This window comes from Anaerohalosphaeraceae bacterium (assembly GCA_037479115.1).
In the GTDB taxonomy this organism is placed as follows: Bacteria; Planctomycetota; Phycisphaerae; order Sedimentisphaerales; family Anaerohalosphaeraceae; genus JAHDQI01.
In genome coordinates, this window is sequence record JBBFLK010000009.1 from 92,768 (window position 1) to 109,991 (window position 17,224).

Annotated in this window: 18 protein-coding genes; 12 read left to right on the forward strand and 6 right to left on the reverse strand. The window is 53.1% G+C overall.

What is annotated here, in order from left to right:
* Window positions 1–2 precede the first annotated feature (2 nt).
* The 8 genes from WHS88_06275 (at window position 3) to WHS88_06310 (ending at window position 8,924) form a co-directional block, all read left to right on the forward strand.
* Window positions 3–1,274, forward strand: coding sequence for a 3-isopropylmalate dehydratase large subunit (locus tag WHS88_06275; protein ID MEJ5259779.1), 1,272 nt, complete (start codon window positions 3–5; stop codon window positions 1,272–1,274).
* A gap of 69 nt (window positions 1,275–1,343) precedes the next feature.
* Window positions 1,344–1,709, forward strand: a complete 366-nt coding sequence (locus tag WHS88_06280; GenBank protein ID MEJ5259780.1) for a four helix bundle protein — start codon at window positions 1,344–1,346, stop codon at window positions 1,707–1,709.
* Window positions 1,710–1,832: 123 nt separating this feature from the next.
* Entirely contained in the window at window positions 1,833–2,324 is a 492-nt protein-coding gene (locus WHS88_06285) for a 3-isopropylmalate dehydratase small subunit (GenBank protein MEJ5259781.1), read from the forward strand.
* Between the two features lie 66 nt (window positions 2,325–2,390).
* Window positions 2,391–3,368: a site-specific DNA-methyltransferase gene (locus WHS88_06290; protein MEJ5259782.1), complete on the forward strand. Its 978-nt coding sequence runs from the start codon at window positions 2,391–2,393 to the stop codon at window positions 3,366–3,368.
* The gene (locus tag WHS88_06295; protein ID MEJ5259783.1) at window positions 3,369–4,454 is read left to right on the forward strand and encodes a 3-isopropylmalate dehydrogenase; all 1,086 of its coding nucleotides are present in this window, start codon (window positions 3,369–3,371) and stop codon (window positions 4,452–4,454) included.
* A gap of 68 nt (window positions 4,455–4,522) precedes the next feature.
* Window positions 4,523–6,943, forward strand: coding sequence for an alpha-L-arabinofuranosidase C-terminal domain-containing protein (locus WHS88_06300; protein ID MEJ5259784.1), 2,421 nt, complete (start codon window positions 4,523–4,525; stop codon window positions 6,941–6,943).
* Between the two features lie 100 nt (window positions 6,944–7,043).
* Window positions 7,044–8,039, forward strand: a complete 996-nt coding sequence (locus tag WHS88_06305; GenBank protein MEJ5259785.1) for a GTPase — start codon at window positions 7,044–7,046, stop codon at window positions 8,037–8,039.
* 411 nt (window positions 8,040–8,450) lie between these two features.
* A complete protein-coding gene (locus tag WHS88_06310; protein MEJ5259786.1) occupies window positions 8,451–8,924 on the forward strand; it encodes a type II secretion system protein in 474 nt (157 codons plus the stop codon).
* A 15-nt stretch (window positions 8,925–8,939) separates the two neighbouring features.
* Here the strand turns inward: WHS88_06310 and WHS88_06315 are convergent, their stop codons facing one another.
* Entirely contained in the window at window positions 8,940–9,536 is a 597-nt protein-coding gene (locus WHS88_06315) for a hypothetical protein (protein ID MEJ5259787.1), read from the reverse strand.
* A gap of 177 nt (window positions 9,537–9,713) precedes the next feature.
* Window positions 9,714–10,211, reverse strand: coding sequence for a PEP-CTERM sorting domain-containing protein (locus WHS88_06320; protein ID MEJ5259788.1), 498 nt, complete (start codon window positions 10,209–10,211; stop codon window positions 9,714–9,716).
* A gap of 562 nt (window positions 10,212–10,773) precedes the next feature.
* Between WHS88_06320 and WHS88_06325 the strand changes: the two genes are divergently transcribed.
* The 3 genes from WHS88_06325 to WHS88_06335 all read left to right on the forward strand — a co-directional run bounded on the left by WHS88_06325 (window position 10,774) and on the right by WHS88_06335 (window position 12,063).
* Window positions 10,774–11,151 carry a GxxExxY protein gene (locus WHS88_06325; GenBank protein ID MEJ5259789.1) on the forward strand — a complete coding sequence of 126 codons (378 nt, stop codon included), beginning with the start codon at window positions 10,774–10,776 and terminating at the stop codon, window positions 11,149–11,151.
* Window positions 11,152–11,410: 259 nt separating this feature from the next.
* Entirely contained in the window at window positions 11,411–11,737 is a 327-nt protein-coding gene (locus WHS88_06330; protein MEJ5259790.1) for a nucleotidyltransferase family protein, read from the forward strand.
* Window positions 11,734–12,063: a DUF86 domain-containing protein gene (locus WHS88_06335; protein MEJ5259791.1), complete on the forward strand. Its 330-nt coding sequence runs from the start codon at window positions 11,734–11,736 to the stop codon at window positions 12,061–12,063. The genes WHS88_06330 and WHS88_06335 overlap by 4 nt, the downstream gene beginning before the upstream one ends.
* A 267-nt stretch (window positions 12,064–12,330) precedes the next feature.
* On the opposite strand, the gene WHS88_06340 is transcribed toward WHS88_06335, so the two are convergent.
* Both WHS88_06340 and WHS88_06345 read right to left on the reverse strand, forming a co-directional pair.
* Entirely contained in the window at window positions 12,331–12,831 is a 501-nt protein-coding gene (locus tag WHS88_06340; protein MEJ5259792.1) for a PEP-CTERM sorting domain-containing protein, read from the reverse strand.
* 75 nt (window positions 12,832–12,906) lie between these two features.
* Window positions 12,907–13,875 carry a hypothetical protein gene (locus WHS88_06345; GenBank protein ID MEJ5259793.1) on the reverse strand — a complete coding sequence of 323 codons (969 nt, stop codon included), beginning with the start codon at window positions 13,873–13,875 and terminating at the stop codon, window positions 12,907–12,909.
* A 485-nt stretch (window positions 13,876–14,360) separates the two neighbouring features.
* Here WHS88_06345 and WHS88_06350 point away from each other — a divergent pair, with 485 nt between their 5' ends.
* The gene (locus WHS88_06350) at window positions 14,361–15,671 is read left to right on the forward strand and encodes an FtsW/RodA/SpoVE family cell cycle protein (GenBank protein ID MEJ5259794.1); all 1,311 of its coding nucleotides are present in this window, start codon (window positions 14,361–14,363) and stop codon (window positions 15,669–15,671) included.
* Here the strand turns inward: WHS88_06350 and WHS88_06355 are convergent.
* Complete coding sequence (locus WHS88_06355) at window positions 15,668–16,930, reverse strand: tagaturonate epimerase family protein (GenBank protein ID MEJ5259795.1); 1,263 nt, start codon at window positions 16,928–16,930, stop codon at window positions 15,668–15,670. The two genes, WHS88_06350 and WHS88_06355, sit on opposite strands and share 4 nt — an antisense overlap.
* A 48-nt stretch (window positions 16,931–16,978) precedes the next feature.
* The coding region (locus WHS88_06360) for a hypothetical protein (protein ID MEJ5259796.1) at window positions 16,979–17,224 on the reverse strand (246 nt) is incomplete at its 5' end.

Below are 17,224 nucleotides of genomic sequence, written 5' to 3' on the forward strand. Positions count from 1 at the left end.
GTATGGGAATGACGATTACGGAAAAGATTCTTGCCCGGGCCGCCGGCAAACCGTCGGTCAAGGCCGGCGATTTGATTAACGCCAAAATCGATATGATTATGTGCCACGACGTAACGACACCGCCGGCGATTTCCATGCTCAAAAAGCACGGCATTGACCGCGTGTTCGACCCGGAAAAAATCGTCGTCACGCCCGACCACTTTCAGCCCGCCAAAGACATCCCCAGCGCGGAACTGCACAAGCGGCTGGACCAATGGGCCCGTGAGAAAAACATCCGCTACTACTACCCGCTCGGGCGGGCCGGCGTCTGTCATGCCCTCCTGCCCGAACAGGGCCACATCCGCCCGGGCGAAGTGATTGTCGGCGGCGACTCGCACACCTGCACATACGGCGCCTTTGCGGCCTTTTCGACCGGCATCGGCTCGACGGACCTGGCCGCCGCCATTGCTACGGGAATGCTCTGGTTCAAAGTGCCCGCCTCGATGAAGTTCGTCCTCAACGGCACCCTGCCGCACGGCGTCTGCAGCAAAGACGTCATTTTGGAGGTCATCCGCCGCATCGGCACCGACGGCGCCCTGTATCGGGCGATGGAGTTTGTCGGCCCGGCCCTCAAACAGATGAGCATGGAGGCCCGAATGACCATCACGAATATGGCCATCGAAGCGGGCGGCAAAAGCGGCATCATCGGCTTTGACGAAACCACCCGGGCGTATCTGGAAGGCCGACTGAAAGGCAAAACCGACTACACCGTCTTTGAATCCGACCCGGATGCCGAGTACGTCTCCACGGAGACAATCGACTGCTCAAAACTGGAGCCAATGGTCGCCTTTCCGCATCTGCCCAGCAACGGCCGGCCCATTTCGGAGTGTGCCGGGCTGCCGATGGACCAGGCCTATATCGGCAGCTGCACCAACGGACGCATCGAAGATATGCGGCAGGCCGCCGCGGTAATGAAAGGCCGCACCGTCAAAACCCGCACCGTCGTCGTGCCCGCTACGCCCCACATCTGGAAGCAGATGATTGACGAAGGCCTGGCGCAGATTTTCTATGACGCCGGCTGCGTCATCAGCGCCCCGACCTGCGGAGCGTGCCTGGGCGGCTTTATGGGCATCCTGGCCGAAGGCGAACGGTGCATCAGCACCACCAACCGCAACTTCGTCGGGCGGATGGGACATCCCAAAAGCGAAGTCTATCTGGCCGGCCCGGCCACCGCCGCCGCCAGCGCTGTGGAAGGCAAATTGACCGACCCGAGGAAATACTTGGAAAAACTCTAAATCCTAAACTCTAAATCCAAACTCTAAATCCTAAACTCTAAATCCTAAACTCTAAACTGCAAGAACGAAATGAATCAGAAAGAAAGTTCTAAACATTATGATTTGGAAGAGCGAACCTATCAATTTGCCAGAAGGGTCAGAGATTTTATCAAGAAGCTCCCGAAAACGATATCCAACATCGAAGATTCTCGGCAGCTGGTTAAGGCATCGGGTTCAGTAGGAGCTAATTACAGAGAAGCAAACGAAGCATTGAGCAAAAAAGACTTCATAATGAGAGTAAAAATATGTCGAAAAGAATCCAAAGAAAGCCGTTACTGGCTTGGTCTAATCGACATCGGACAAGACAAAGACCTCGAGACGGAAAGACGGCATCTGGAGAATGAAGCAAACGAACTGACACATATCTTCGGTGCTATTGTTACAAAAAGCGAATAATCTTCTGAGCACTTTCATCTGTCAATGTTCAAACTGTTCAGGATTTCGATTGTTTAGGATTGAGTGTTTAGGATTTAGTGTTTAGGATTTAGAAATTTTACCCTTTAGTGCTTGGAGTTATATATGCCCAAAGCTCATGTGTACAAACGCGACCACATCAATACCGATGAAATCATTCCGGCCCGGTATCTGAACACGGACAACGTCGCCGAACTGGCCAAACACTGTCTGGAAGACCTGGACCCGGGCTTTGTGAAGAAATGCGCCCCCGGCGATGTGATTGTCGCCGGCGATGACTTCGGCTGCGGTTCGTCGCGAGAGCACGCGGTCTGGGCCATTCAGGGAGCTCAGGTCGGCGCCGTCATCGCCCATTCCTTCGCCCGCATCTTTTACCGCAACTGCATCAACGGCGGCTTTTACCCCATTGAGCTGCCCGGCGCCCTCGAAAAAATCCGCGACGGCGATGAGCTGGAAATCGACTACGAAGCCGGCACCATCCGCAACAAGACGCAGAAGACAAACATTCGGTTTACTCCTCTGCCGGATTTCGCTCTGGCCATCATCCGCGACGGCGGGCTCTTGGAGCACATAAAGAAAAAGGAAAATGTCCGGTGAAAAAGCGAAACGACGGTTTTCCCCTTTGCCTTGTCCTTTTTCCTTTTCTCTTTTGCCTTTTTATTTATGAAGCAGCGGGCTGAACGGAATCGGACGATTGTCCTGACGGAAGCGGAAAGGCAGGCATATGCCAAACGGCTTATCCGGCTGGACCGCCCGGTCCGAATTAAGGAGATTCTGGATACCACCATCTGTCAGGATATGCAGGAGGCCTGCCGATTCCTGCCGGACGGTATCGCAGACCTGCTCTTCCTGGACCCGCCGTACAACCTGAACAAGGCCTTCAACGGACGAATCTTCAAAAAAACCTCTACGGAGCGGTATGCCGCTCAGCTGGAGGTCTGGCTGGCTCCGCTCCTGCGGCTGCTGAAGCCGACCGCTTCGATTTATATCTGCTCGGACTGGCGCGGCTCTTCCGCCGTCCAAAGCGTTGCGGAGAAATATTTCATCGTCCGCAACCGCATCACCTGGGAGCGGGAAAAAGGCCGCGGGGCCAAAACCAACTGGAAAAACTGCTCCGAGGATATCTGGTTCTGCACCGTCTCCGACCGCTATACCTTCAACGTGGACGCTGTCAAACTCAAACGACGCGTCCTGGCCCCCTATACCCATCCGGACGGAACCCCGAAAGACTGGCAGTCCGCCCCCGAAGGCCCTTTTCGACTGACCGCCCCCTCTAATCTCTGGACCGACCTGACGGTCCCTTTCTGGTCAATGCCTGAAAACACGGAGCATCCTACCCAGAAACCGGAGAAACTGCTGGCCAAAATCCTTCTGGCCTCCACTCATCCCGGCGATGTCGTTCTGGACCCTTTTCTCGGCTCCGGAACCACTTCCGTGGTTGCAAAAAAGCTGAACCGACGCTATATTGGCATCGAAATTGAACCCCTGTTTGCCTGTCTGGCGGAAAAGCGTCTCCTGCTGGCGGATACGGACAAAACGATACAGGGCTACGCGGACGGCGTCTTTTGGGAACGAAACGCAAGACCCTTGGAAAACAATACAAGAATAAACAATCTGAAGAGTTGGAAAGGACACGGTTGAATGAAGACGTACAAGATTGCTGTCATCGGCGGAGACGGCACAGGCCCGGAAGTCATCGCCGAAGCGGTCAAAGTGATGGATGCGGCCGCCGCCAGGTTCGGTTTCAAAACGGACAAAACCTATTTTGATTTCGGCGGCGAGCGCTACAAACGCACCGGCGAAACCCTGCCTGACAGTGCCGTTGAAGAGCTCAAAAAGTTCGACGCCATCCTGCTGGGGGCGATTGGACACCCGGATGTCGCTCCGGGTATTCTCGAAAAGGGCATTCTGCTCAAACTCCGCTTTGCTCTTGACCAGTACATCAACCTGCGGCCCGTCCGGCTCTTCCCGGGCGTCGAAACCCCCATCAAGGGCAAAGGCCCGAAAGAAATCGACTACGTAGTGGTTCGGGAAAATACCGGCGATGCCTACACCGGCACCGGCGGCATCACGATGAAAGGGACTCCCCACGAAGTCGCCGTTCAAACCGCCGTGTACAGCCGCTTTCAGGTGGAACGCTGCCTGCGATATGCCTTTGAATACGCCCGCAAGTACGGCAAAAAGGCCCGCGGCGTCGGACCGGAAAACACCGTCGGTCTGGTCGGAAAAACCAACGTGCTCACCTACATCTACGACCTCTGGGAACGCGCCTTCCACGAAATCGGCAAAAAAGATTATCCTGACATCCGCCGGGACTATTACCACGTGGATGCCTGCTGCATGTGGATGGTCAAAAATCCGGAATGGTTTGACGTGCTGGTGACCGGCAATATGTTCGGCGACATCATCACGGACCTGGGTGCCATCACGCAGGGCGGAATGGGCATCGCCGCCGGCGGCAACATCAACCCGGAAGGCGTTTCGATGTTCGAGCCCATCGGCGGCTCGGCTCCGAAATACACCGGACAGGGCGTCATCAACCCGCTGGCCGCCATCTGTGCCATGCAGATGATGCTCCAGACCCTCGGCGAAGAGAAAGCCGCTCAGAAAGTCGAGGAGGCGGTCAAATACGTAACCGCCAACAAACTCAAATCGCTGGCCGCCGGAAAAATGGGATACTCGACGTCTCAGGTCGGCGACCTCGTAGCCGAAAAAGTTGCGGAATAACCAAAAAGCAGAGGACAGACCGCGGGGGATGTCCTCTGCTCACAACCCATTTAAGAAAGGAGTTTAATATGGGCAAACGTCTTACAGTCTCTACACTCGCCGCCTCTCTGATGAGCCTGCTTGCCGCAACGGTCTGGGCAGGAGCGCCATCCCAAAACCTCCTGCGAAACGGCGGATTTGAACGGCTCCAGGACAACCGCCCCCGCGGGTGGACTACCCAAACCTGGAGCGGGCAGGCGGAATTTGCCGTTGAAGACGGAGGCCGCACCGGCAAAGCCGCCCGCATCACGTCCGCCAATGGGGCGGACGCCGCCTGGTCCCAGACGGTCGAGGTTCCTCCCTTTGCCCGGCTGCGGCTGTCCGGCTGGGTCAAAACCGAAAACTTCCGCACCACAACCGGTCGGGGAGTTCAGCTGAGCATCCACGATATGGAAAACGCCCGCACGGCCGCACTGAAGGAATCCTCCAGCGACTGGACCAAACTCGAATGCGAGTTTCAGGTCATGGGCCAAAGCAGCGTTCAGGTTTTGTGCCTGTTCGGCGGATGGGGACAGGCCGTCGGAACCGCTTGGTTCGATGACATCGTGCTGGAGGTTCTGGAAGAAATCAAGCCGGCCAGCCAAACCGTCACAGCTCAAATCTCCATCGACCCGTCCGTGAAAAAAGAACCCATTTCAGAGCTGATTTACGGTCAGTTTATCGAACACATGGGCCGCTGCATCTATGGCGGCATCTGGGCGGAAATGCTCGAAGACCGAAAGTTCTTCTACCCGGTGCCTGCTGAAGGTCCGATTTGGAGAACAACCGGAGCCGGCGCCCGGGTGCTGGCTGCTTCGCCCTGGAAGGTCATCGGTCCTAAGGAAAACGTGCAGATGAGCACGGACGAGCCGCTGTCCGGCAAGCACGCCCCGAAGATTACTCTAACCGGGCAGCCGGGCGGGCTTTATCAGGAAGAGCTCGGGGTGCTGGCGGGCAAAGACTATGTCGGACGGATTGTCCTGCGCGGCGACCGAACAGCCGGACCGATTCAGGTCAGTCTGATTTGGGGAGACCGGCCGACTGACCGGCAGACCGTCACCATTTCGCGTCTGGACCGCAAATTCAAAACCTATCCGCTGAAGTTCAAGGCCGGCGCCGCCACCGACAATGCCAAACTGGAAATTGTGGGCACCGGAAAGGGCTCCTGGACAATCGGCGCCGTGTCGTTAATGCCGGCAGACAATGTCAATGGGTTCCGCAAAGACACACTCGACCTGCTCAAGCAGCTCAACAGCCCAATGTACCGATGGCCGGGCGGTAACTTTGTCAGCGGCTATGACTGGCGCGACGGCCTGGGTGATCGGGACCGCCGGCCCACCCGAACCAACCCCGCCTGGACCGGCATTGAAACCAACGATGTCGGCATGCACGAATTCGTCGAGCTCTGCCGGCTGCTCAATGCCGAACCGCTCATCACCGTCAACACCGGCTTTGGAGATGCCTACTCGGCGGCCGCTCAGGTCGAATACGCCAACGGCTCTCTGAAGACCCCAATGGGACAATGGCGGGCCCGAAACGGAAGCAAAGACCCCCTGAACGTCAAATACTGGTGCGTCGGCAACGAAATGTGGGGCAACTGGCAGCTCGGATATATGCAGCTGCACCATTATGTTCTCAAACATAACTGGGTCGAGGAAAAAATGCGTCAGGTCGACCCGACCATCTTTACAATTGCCTCCGGAGACCTCGGCGGCGGCTGGTCCGAAGGCCTGCTGAAAAATTGCGCCGACCATATGAACAGCATCGCTGAACACTTCTACTGCCAGTCTCGTCCGGACCTGACCGCCCATGTGCGTCAGGTGCCCAACGCCATCAAAAGCAAGGCCGACGGGCATCGGCGGCTGCGCCAGACTTTAGACAGTCTGAAGGGCAAAGATATCCGGATTGCCATGACGGAATGGAACTACTGGTACGGCCCGCATGTCTTTGGGGAGCTGGGCACACGGTACTTTATGAAAGATGCCCTCGGCATCGCCGCCGGCCTGCACGAGTATTTCCGCAACTCCGAGATGTTCTGGGGGGCCTTCTATGCCCAGACCGTCAATGTCATCGGCTGCATCAAAACCACCAAGACGGCGGCGGCTTTTGATGCAACAGGCCTGCCCCTTGTCCTTTACCGCAGAGAATTCGGCACCCTGCCGCTGGAGGTGTCCGGCTGGAATGAAAAACTGGATGTATCCGCCGCGTTGACGACCGACAAAAAATTCCTGACGATTGGTATCGTCAATGCAAGCTGGGATACATACCAGGTCCAGTTTGACCTCAAATCCCTCACGCCGGCAGGTCCTGCAAAGGGCTGGCTGATTTCTCACGAAAACCCGATGGCTCACAATGACCCGTCGGAGACAAAGCCGACCATCGATATCCAGACGCTCTCCCCGACGGACCTCACCAAGACGGTCAGCATAAAGCCCATCAGCATCACGCTTTTCAAAGTGCCGATTCGGTAACCGTTCGGCAGGGACTGAATGCAAAACGCCGGGGCGCCTTTACAACCCCGGCGTTTTTCTTTATTCTGTCTGCGAGACGCTGTGAAGCCAGGGAGCGACAATGCCGGCCAACCTGACACCCGAATACAAAAAAGCCGACGAGCAATACCGGGCGGCAACCACCGATGAAGAACGGCTGCTGGCCCTCGAGGAGATGCTCCGGACCATCCCCAAGCACAAGGGCACCGAGCACATGCAGGCCGACATCAAGCGCCGCATCAGCAAACTGCGCGAAACGCTCGAAGGGCGTGCCAAAAAAGGCAGCGGCAGACACACCGACCTGTTCCATATCCCCAAATCCGGCGCCGGCCAGGTCGCCCTCATTGGAACCCCCAACAGCGGAAAAAGCTCCATTTTGGCCGCCCTGACCAACGCCCCCGTCAATGTCGCCGACTACCCCTTCTCCACCGACAAGCCCGTTCCCGGAATGGCCCAGTTTGAGGACGTCCAAATCCAGCTGGTCGATACCCCGCCGATTACCGCCGATTACGCCGCCCCGGGGCAGGTCAATGTCTATCGCGGGGCCGACCTGATTGCCGTCGTCATCGACTTATCCGGCGATGTCCTCGAACAAATGGACATCTGCACTCGTTATCTTGACTCGCACCGGCTGATTCTGGATGAGAAAACTCCGGCTTTCACCGAATCCGGCAGCCCGCTCGGCCGCAAAACCTTCGTCATCGCGACAAAAGCCGATCTCGCCCCGGCCGGCACATTACAGACCCTGAAAGAATTGACGGACCGGCCGCTGGAGTTTATCGAAATCTCGACAAAAACAGGAAAGAATCTGGACCTGCTGATGCGGCGAATCTTCGAAATGCTCGATGTGGTGCGGATTTACGCCAAAAAACCCGGGCATGAGCCGGACTTTAAGGACCCCTTCACGCTGCCGCGGGGCTCAACCGTTATCGACCTGGCTTACAAAATCCATCGCGACCTGGCCGAGCAGCTCAAATTTGCCCGCGCCTGGGGCGCCCCCGGCATCCACGACGGACAGAACGTCCCGCGCGACCACGTTCTGTCCGATAAAGAAATCATCGAGCTGCACTTCCCATAATCAACCACAGATTACACAGATTTCACAGATTCAGTTTTTATAACCTAAAAAGAATCTTAAATCCGAGAAAATCCGAGATAATCCGTGGTTAATGAAATATCTTCTTTCTGATTTCTGTGTAATCCGTGAAATCCGTGGTTTTTTAGGCAGTTAACCTTCCTGTGTAATCCGTGAAATCCGTGGTTTTTTAGGCAGTTAACCTTCCTGTGTAATCCGTGAAATCCGTGGTTAATTCTCCCCCCTTTTCGGCCGATAAAGTCTCTGCTGAAAGTCTGAGCAGTCCGTGGTTAATTAATTTTGTTCCGGAATCTGTGTACTCTGCCCGTCGGGCAAGCCCGCCGCGGCAGGTGTTAATCCGTAGTGAATTGGTTGGTTGTAATCTGTGTAATCTGTGAAATCCGTGGTTAATAAATGAAATCTGTGGTTCAAAAGCATTCGGCGTTTACGCTGGTGGAGCTGATGATTGTGGTGGCCGTCATCGGCATCTTGGCCGCGCTGGTCTTTCCGGAGGTTCAGGGCTATTCCCAGCGGGCCAAAGAAGCCGCCGCCAAAGACAACCTCCGCATCTTCCGCGAGGCCATCGAACGATACGCCCTCGACCACAACGGCATTCCTCCGGGATACCCGGATGATGACACTAGCAAAACACCCACTTATCCAACACTTTACAGTCAGTTGATAATCAAAAATAAATATTTAAAAAGACTACCCAAAAATCCTTTCAATAACTACACTAATATTTTGGTGTTTTCCAATGACAACCCTATAGACCCTAATGCTCAATACCCCCCTACCGTAGGCTGGCTTTATCACCCCTATACAAAAACATTAAAAATAAACCAACAAGGATTCGATACTCACGGAGAAAAATATTATAATTATTGAGATTGTGCTAAAAAACTACTGAAACCTTTGAAAAACAATTTCTCCTTTATCCTCATCGCCTGGTTCGAAAGGCAATTTATAGTCTAAAAATTCCTTATCTCCGGTTGAAGCAATATACTCAGGAAAGCTGAGCCAGTTAAGCACCCAACGGTCTTCCCCTTTTTGGGGCAACGGCCCCATAAATACATCACGACTGGAACCTTTTACTACATTGCCTCCCCCAATATCATAGAAAAAGTTTCTGATATTTATCTCAATTGTAACCGTCTGTATTTTCCCATCATACTGAACATACCATGGACCTGGTTCAATAACTGCATGACCGTTATTAATTAAAGGAACTGATGTTGTCTCCCCTGTTTTCAGAGCTGCACGACCAATTGTATGGCGTATCTTTGACAGACGTCCGTCTTTTTCTATACGAAGTATCCAACCGTAATCTTCATTGATCCAGACACCTGCTGCTTCGGAAGGGAACTTTTTAGCATTAATTAAAAGAACCTGGCTGACAGACGTTTCATCTGAAGACGAGAGTGTCCGAACGTCTTGAATTTTCCCTGAACAGCCAACAAAAAATGGGATAAAAAGAGAAAAAGACAATATTTTTCCCATAATGTACAACCTTCTCTCGACCTGAACCTTATGTTTCAAAAAAGACTTCTTCATCTCGCACTATTATAAAACTATCTAAAAAATTTTTCAAAAGAAAAAAGCCCTCCTGTGCGGGGAGGGCTTTTTGTAAACACGCGTGAATATGTTCCCGTTTTCCGGTTCTCAGGGAACTGGCTCTTATTTGCGGCGAAGGAACAGGCCGCCCAGACCCAGCAGCAGCATCGATGCCGGCTCCGGAATGACATAGAATGTCTGAAGAATGGTCCCCAAATCCTCGCTGATCAAATCTACTCTTCCAAGGCCCATGTCCTCTGTACCAAAGCCCGGCACATTCGCAAACTTAACCGTATACTGAATGCCAGCTTCGATCATATCCGTCGGCGTTCCTGCAGGGGCCAAAGCCTTGAGGTAGACCATTCCAAGCTGGTCAAGACCAAGATCTGCACCATTTTGGACACCATATGGCATCGAGGATGTTAATCCGCCTTGACCTGCTTCTGTAAAACCTTCGGCTATTACATCAAGTTGTGCCGACCAGCCGATTACTGCTGACCAGGCTAGCGTATCGCTACTCTCGATGCCTATTGTATCCGGGCCTAAAACTACAAGCTGAATCCCCGCACTTGCCATCGAAGCCATCCCCAGAACCAGAACCAGACTTACCAGTTTCTTCATTGCTGTTCTCCTTTCCGGCCGAATAGAGGCCGAAACAAAACGTTCACTTCTTCACGCGTGTGTGTGTGGTCGATATTTAATTATCCACGGACTAACACGGATTTAGATTTTTTGGTTTAACCACGGATTTCACGGATTACACAGTTTCCTAAAAAACTCTATTAACCACGGATTTACACGGATAAACACGGATTAATAAAAACCGCAAGATATCCGTATCGTTAACTCTTTCCTCAACCCCAAATCGAACGGAAGGAATTTTGACGATAAGCGTCAAAATTAAATTCTAAAATCTAAAAACTAAATCCTAACAAATAAACTAAAAACTGTGCGGTAAGCAATCTTTCCTTCTTCTCCAGGCATGATACCGGTAATATACAGGAACGGCCGGGCCGTGTCAAGAGAAAAAATTTTTTTAACCGCAGATTTCTCAGATTACACAGATTAAAAAGAATGCAGAAAAAAAGAGGATGATCGTATATATTATAAATATCTGTAAAATCGGAAGATATATTTATTGCGGTATGTAAAGAAGGCGGTAAACCTGACGAAAGGGCTTTCAATGACTGAAGAAATTTTTCTGCATAAAAATCTGACGGAATCGCTCATAGCGGCCGCTATGGAGGTTCATACAAAACTTGGACACGGATTTCTCGAAAGTGTTTATGAAGCCGCGATGGCCGTTGAACTGGACCTGCGAAAAATACCCTATGAGCAGCAGAAGCCGCTTCCCGTGTTTTACAAAGGGAAAAAACTGAAAGATTTTGTCTGCGACTTTTTGGTTGATCAGAAAGTTCTGCTGGAGCTGAAGGCAATGAAAACGATATCCGCTGCAGAGGAGGCCCAAGTACTAAATTATCTCAAGGCCGGCGGCTTAAAGGTCGGACTCCTGCTGAATTTTGGTGAACCCTCGCTGAAAATCCGACGCTTTGTCCTCTAATCTTCATCCATAACCTTAATCTGTGAAATCTGCGTAATCTGTGGTTAACACCCCCTTTTAATCCGTGATAATCCGCCCGTCGGGCAGGCCCGCCGCGGCAGGCGTGAATCCGTAATTTATTTTAACCCTTATCTCCAATCCGTGTTAATCCGTGGTTAATCAGTTTTTCCGAAATCTGCGGTTAATCACAATCCGGGCCGCTGTAACTAATTTTATCACAAAGACATAAAAACACAGAGCCCGGAAAAGCGTTTCCCTGTTGAAAAAGAGACTGACCCTGATTAAACTGTTTTTTATGGTTTCTTTGCATCACATCCAGCAGCACAGGGAGGAGATTCGGCGGATTGCCGCCGCACACGGCGCGGAGAAGGTCTGGATTTTCGGCTCTGTGGCTGCCGGCAGAACAAATGCATCCAGCGATCTGGACCTTCTGGTTCGGATGCGTCCGGATGCGTCTTTGCTGGACCGGATTGCTCTGATGCAGGAGCTGGAAGCCCTGCTGGGGGTCAAAGTCGATGCCGTCAATGAGAACGCCCTTCATCCTTCACTTCGTCAAACCATCCTGCAGGAGAGCATTCCCCTGTGAAGCGAGATTTTCTTTATCTGACTCACATTGCTGAGAGCATCCGCCGAATCGAGGATTATACCCGGTGCGGAAAAGAAGCATTTGTGAACTCTACTCTGGTGCAGGATGCCGTGATACGCAATTTTGAAATCATCGGAGAGGCCGTCAAGAATATCTCTGACGACACGCTGGAGCGTCAGCCCCATATTCCCTGGCGTCAGATTGCCTCCTTTCGGGATGTGCTCATCCACGGATATATGGGTGTTGATTTGAATGAAGTGTGGAATGTGATTGAACGGGACCTTCCTCCGCTCAAAGAAGCCGTAAACGCCCTGCTTCATTCCTAAAAGCAGCAGTCCCTTCCAACCTGCGGTTAACCCCCAAATCTGTGTAATCCGTGAAATCTGTGGTTAATCTTTACCTTATTCTGTGTAATCTGTGGTTTACTTTAATCCGTATTAATCCGTGGTTAAAATCTGTGGTTATCTTTAATCTGTGAAATCCGTGTAATCTGTGGTTAAAAAAAAGCCCTCTCGGTCTGAGAGGGCTTTTCGTGTGTTTCACAACGCGTTCGTTAAACGCTTTTGTCGATTCTGGTCCTTTGGAAACAGCTCTTATTTGCGGCGAAGGAACAGACCGCCCAGTCCCAGCAGCAGCATCGATGCCGGCTCCGGAATGACATAGAATGTCTGAAGAATGGTCCCCAAATCCTCGCTGATCAAATCTACTCTTCCAAGGCCCATGTCCTCTGTACCAAAGCCCGGCACATTCGCAAACTTAACCGTATACTGAATGCCAGCTTCGATCATATCCGTCGGCGTTCCTGCAGGGGCCAAAGCCTTGAGGTAGACCATTCCAAGCTGGTCAAGACCAAGATCTGCACCATTTTGGACACCATATGGCATCGAGGATGTTAATCCGCCTTGACCTGCTTCTGTAAAACCTTCGGCTATTACATCAAGTTGTGCCGACCAGCCGATTACCGCTGACCAGGCTTTCGTATCGCTACTCTCGATGCCTATTGTATCCGGGCCTACAACTACAAGCTGAATCCCCGCACTTGCCATCGAGACCATTCCCAGAACCAGAATCAGACTTAACAACTTCTTCATCATCGTTCTCCTTTCAATTGTTCGAACAATCGTTGTCTATTGACGTTAACTTCCCGCGTGTGAAGTGTGTGTCATAAATTAAGGCGTTACAAAGAAATTGTAATTCGGTCCATCACAAGTTGGCACACCAGGCCCTTTTGGCGCTTCTCTCACATTGTAATATGAGAGGAAAATGTTCAAATCATTCGTAAAGACCCTCGCATATCCTTGCAAAACATTACCCTGCTGATCACGGGCAAAATCAGCACAAATGCCATTCGGAACACTCATAATACCCGGGCCTTTAGGCGACTCACGAACGCCATAAGCCGCGAGAAGCACATTAAGGTCGTTTGTAAAAACGTAAGCATAACCCTGGAGAACATTTCCTTGAGAAAGCCCATCAGCATCGCCACGGCAGTTTCTTGCATAGCACCAGCAGTTGGGTTTGCCGAACTGGACCCACGCCGCATAGAAGGGAGCGGCAGAGTTGACGCATTCCTGGGGTGCGGAGGCGATATTTGCACAAGCGGAGGCGGAGACGGTGCCGAGGTTGTCGCCGACGATTCCGCCGCGGAGGGCATCGGCCTCCACGCAGACCTGAGCCGTGCTGCCGGCGAAGTTGCTCAGTTTAACATTGGCCAGAACGCCGCCGGCCGTCACACCGCCCTGATTGCCGCTGTTGTCCAGCGCGCCCACGCTGATAACGAACGTGGTGGCAGGCAGGGTCGCCAGAACGCCGGCTGCATCCGGATCGGCCAGGGCATGAGCGCCCGTTCCGGGCAGGGCCGTCTCATCGGCCAGTCCGCCGAGGAAGCCGGGGTTGCTGTAGTAGTAATCAATGTAGGCATTGAACGCGGCCATCACATCGGTGACATCCGCAATGGCGGCCAGTTCGGCCCCCGTAATGGTCACCTTCAGGGCCACGCCGCGGACCACCGCGCCGCCGTCAATCGCCAAAGCAATCTGGGCGGTTTCGCTGCCCGCATCCGAGACCGACACGGTCACATCCGCCAGTGCCGGCGCAGCGATCGCAATCGCCAACAAAATCGGGAGTACTTTTCTCATTGCTACACCTTCCTTTCTCTTTTTCTTTTTCCCTATTCATCACCCTTAAAGGCCACGCGCCTCAAGGTTCTCTCTCGCTTCCGAAATTCCCCCATGCTTTAGCGGAATGATGAAACGAAATGACTTTCCATCACCCTCTTCATTTCACTGTATTTCACTTTTCTGCTCCTCAACACAACGCTGATGATACAATAAAGCCGCCTCCGAATCAAGAAAATTTTTGAAAAAGTCAAAAAAATCCGATAAGGGGCCGCTTACCTATATTGAAAAACATATTCGGATATGCCTTGTCCTGTATAGCCAGCCCAGTATTATTGGACAAAAAGTTTCCTTTTCCGACGCATTAAAAGACGATACAATAATACAGAAAACTCGAAATCCGAAATTCGAAGTCCGAAATCCGACATTCGATATTCGAAATTTAATAGAGATTGGAGATGCTGAAAGACCTGTTTTCAGGACGGCTGCTTTTTACACGGATATTTATGCTGACAGCCGGGTTTTTGCTGACGGCCGTCGGCGTTGCCGTGATTTATGCAGCCGGCCATCCGGAACCTTTGGAACCGCAAACCCCCTATCTTAACACTGAAACTCCCGATGAGGCGGATACACAACCGGCTGAAACGGATAGTTCGGCGACTTCTTCCACACGGGCCGCAAAATTGGCCTCTTTGTGGAAGAAACAGATATTTTATGTCCTGATAGGTTTCGTCGGGATGATTACTGTCAATCTAATCGGCTACCGCCGGCTGGGGCCTGTTTCTTATGGTCTGTATGCGGCTGTGCTGGTTCTGCTGGCAATTTTGCTGGTGGATATGGTTATCGATATCCCGTTCGTGCCTTACCGGGAGGGCCGGGCCCGCCGCTGGATTGAGTTTTCCATCGGCAGCCATACCTTCTTCCAGATCCAGCCGTCGGAGTTCTGCAAGATTGCCTTTATTCTCGCCCTGGCGTATTACCTGCGCTACCGCAAAAACTACCGCCGGCTGCTGGGACTTATCGGACCCTTTGCCCTGACGTTTTTGGCAATGGTGCTGATTCTGCTGGAGCCGGATTTGGGGACGGTGATTTTGATGATGCCGATTCTGTTTGCGATGCTGTTTGCGGCCGGGGCCAAGGGTTGGCATCTGCTGCTGATTATCGGCCTGGCCATTCTGACCAGTCCCTTCCTGTGGATGTCGATGAAGGATTATCAGCGGATGCGGATATCCAGTCTGGTTTTGCAGAGTCCCAAAGTGCGTGCGATGGCCCGCGAGCACCCGACACTGGCACGGATCCTGGTCGGCAGGCCCGAACGGCTGTATAACTGGAAAGAGGGCGGGGGCTACCAGCTGCTGCAGGCCAAGCAGGCCATCGCCTCCGGCGGGCTGTTCGGATACGGCTTTGCCCGCGGGCCATATGTGCAGGACGACTTTTTCTTCCTGCCGGACAAGCACAACGACTTTGTCTTTGCTATTGTGGCCCACCAATTCGGTCTGGTCGGGTGTCTCTTTATCCTCCTGCTGTATGGGGTGATTTTCGCGGCGGGGATGGAGATTGCCTGGCGGAATACCGACCCGTTCGGGCGGCTGGTGGCCGTCGGCATTACCACGATGTTTGCCGTGCAGGTCTTCGTCAATATCGGAATGACGCTGGGGCTGATGCCGATTACTGGTCTGACGCTGCCGTTTATCAGCTACGGCGGCTCCAGTCTGCTGACCAACTATATCGCTCTGGGGCTGCTGAACAGCATCGGCCAATATCGGCCTTTCTCCGTCGCCCAGAAGCCCTTTGAGTTTCTGCCGGAAACCTCTTAAGCCCCCTTGCCGAAGACCGGCCGGATGTGCCGCTCGAAGAGGTTGGCCGAGACGTGTTTGGCAATCTCCTCTTCGAAGCGCTCCAGCGCGTCCGTAAACCGCCTGCCCATCTGGGCGGCGACCTTGTAGCCCACGTGCAGCAGCTGCCGGAAATGGGGATTGTAGTCGGGGCAGCGGGGGTTGTGCCGCAGGGCTGCCGCAAACCGCTTTCCATCCCACCGGTCCACTTCCTTCGGCGAGGGCAGTTTGGCGGCATCGATGTCAATCACCGTTGCATACGGCGCACAAAGGGCCTGGCGGTTTTCGAGGGCCTTGGCATAGACCTCTTTGGCGATGGCCAGCCCTTCGCCGCCCGCCTCGGCCAGACCGATAAGCTCCTCCAGCCAGGTGGTGCCGGCCGTTTTCAGGTGCAGTCCGGCTCCGAATCGATGAATTGCCCGCCGAATCGGGCCGTAAATGGAAAACTTGTCGCTGCCGGAATGGACCGAAAGCTTCAGATTGTCCGGCAGCCCGAATTCTTTGACGGCAAAGGCAATCACCGCCAAATCTTCATTGAATTCCTTTTCGAACTGCTCCAGATTCCCGACATAATCGACCCCCTTATTGAATCGGCCGGTAAACTTGGGGGCAATTGTCTGGGCGGGGATGCCCTCGCGGGCAATCGCCGACAAAATCAGCAGCAGCTCTACCGGTGTCTGCGGGCTGTCGGTTTCGTCCATTGACACCTCCGTAATAAAGGTGCCGGGGCCCTTCTTTTCCGCCAGATGCCGATAGATGCGGCCCGCCTGCTGAACGGCAAACAGATACTTGGCCGCGGCGGCCTCGAGTGTCTTTTCGCCGATGACAAACGGACGTTCGATGCCCGGAATTGTCAGCGTCCCCAAAAAATCCCGGCAGGAGCGGATAAAGGCCTCCATCTCTTTCGGCTCGGCGGGGTGTCCGATTTCTTCGGCCACATCGAGCGTAAAGAAATCGCTGCACTCAATAAATGACTCGACATTCTTGAAATTGATATGGTCGGCATCCACATAGTAGGAATGCTTCCAGCCCATGGCCGAGACGGCCGCATCCGCTTCGGCGCGGACATCCGCCGGCCGTGTGCCGATGATGGAGTGTTCACGAAAGGATTTATTCCAGACCGGCACAATCTCGATGCCCTCCGCCCGGGCCGCCTGCATCGCCCGAAGCTGTGCCCGCCCCTGATGCCCGAACCGATCGCCGATGCCCATCGAATACGTTTCCAGCCGTTTGTCCGCCATAACACACTCCTGCCTGAAAGAAAACCGCCTTTTTATTGAGTAAAGGGGTTATTTTCGGGAAAACCAGCCCTCGGGGCAAGGATTTTTTGGGATTGGAAATAAGAGAGGGATGAAGACATCCAAGCGGACGGCCGGACGGCCGAAATTCGAAGCACGAAACTCGAAATCCGAAACAAGTTTTTCACCGCGGATTTCACAGACTGGGGAAAGGAGAACAATTTTTATTTCACCATAGATTTCACGGATGACACAGATTAGGAAAGGAAAGAAAAAAGGCACCGAAAGAGAAAAGCA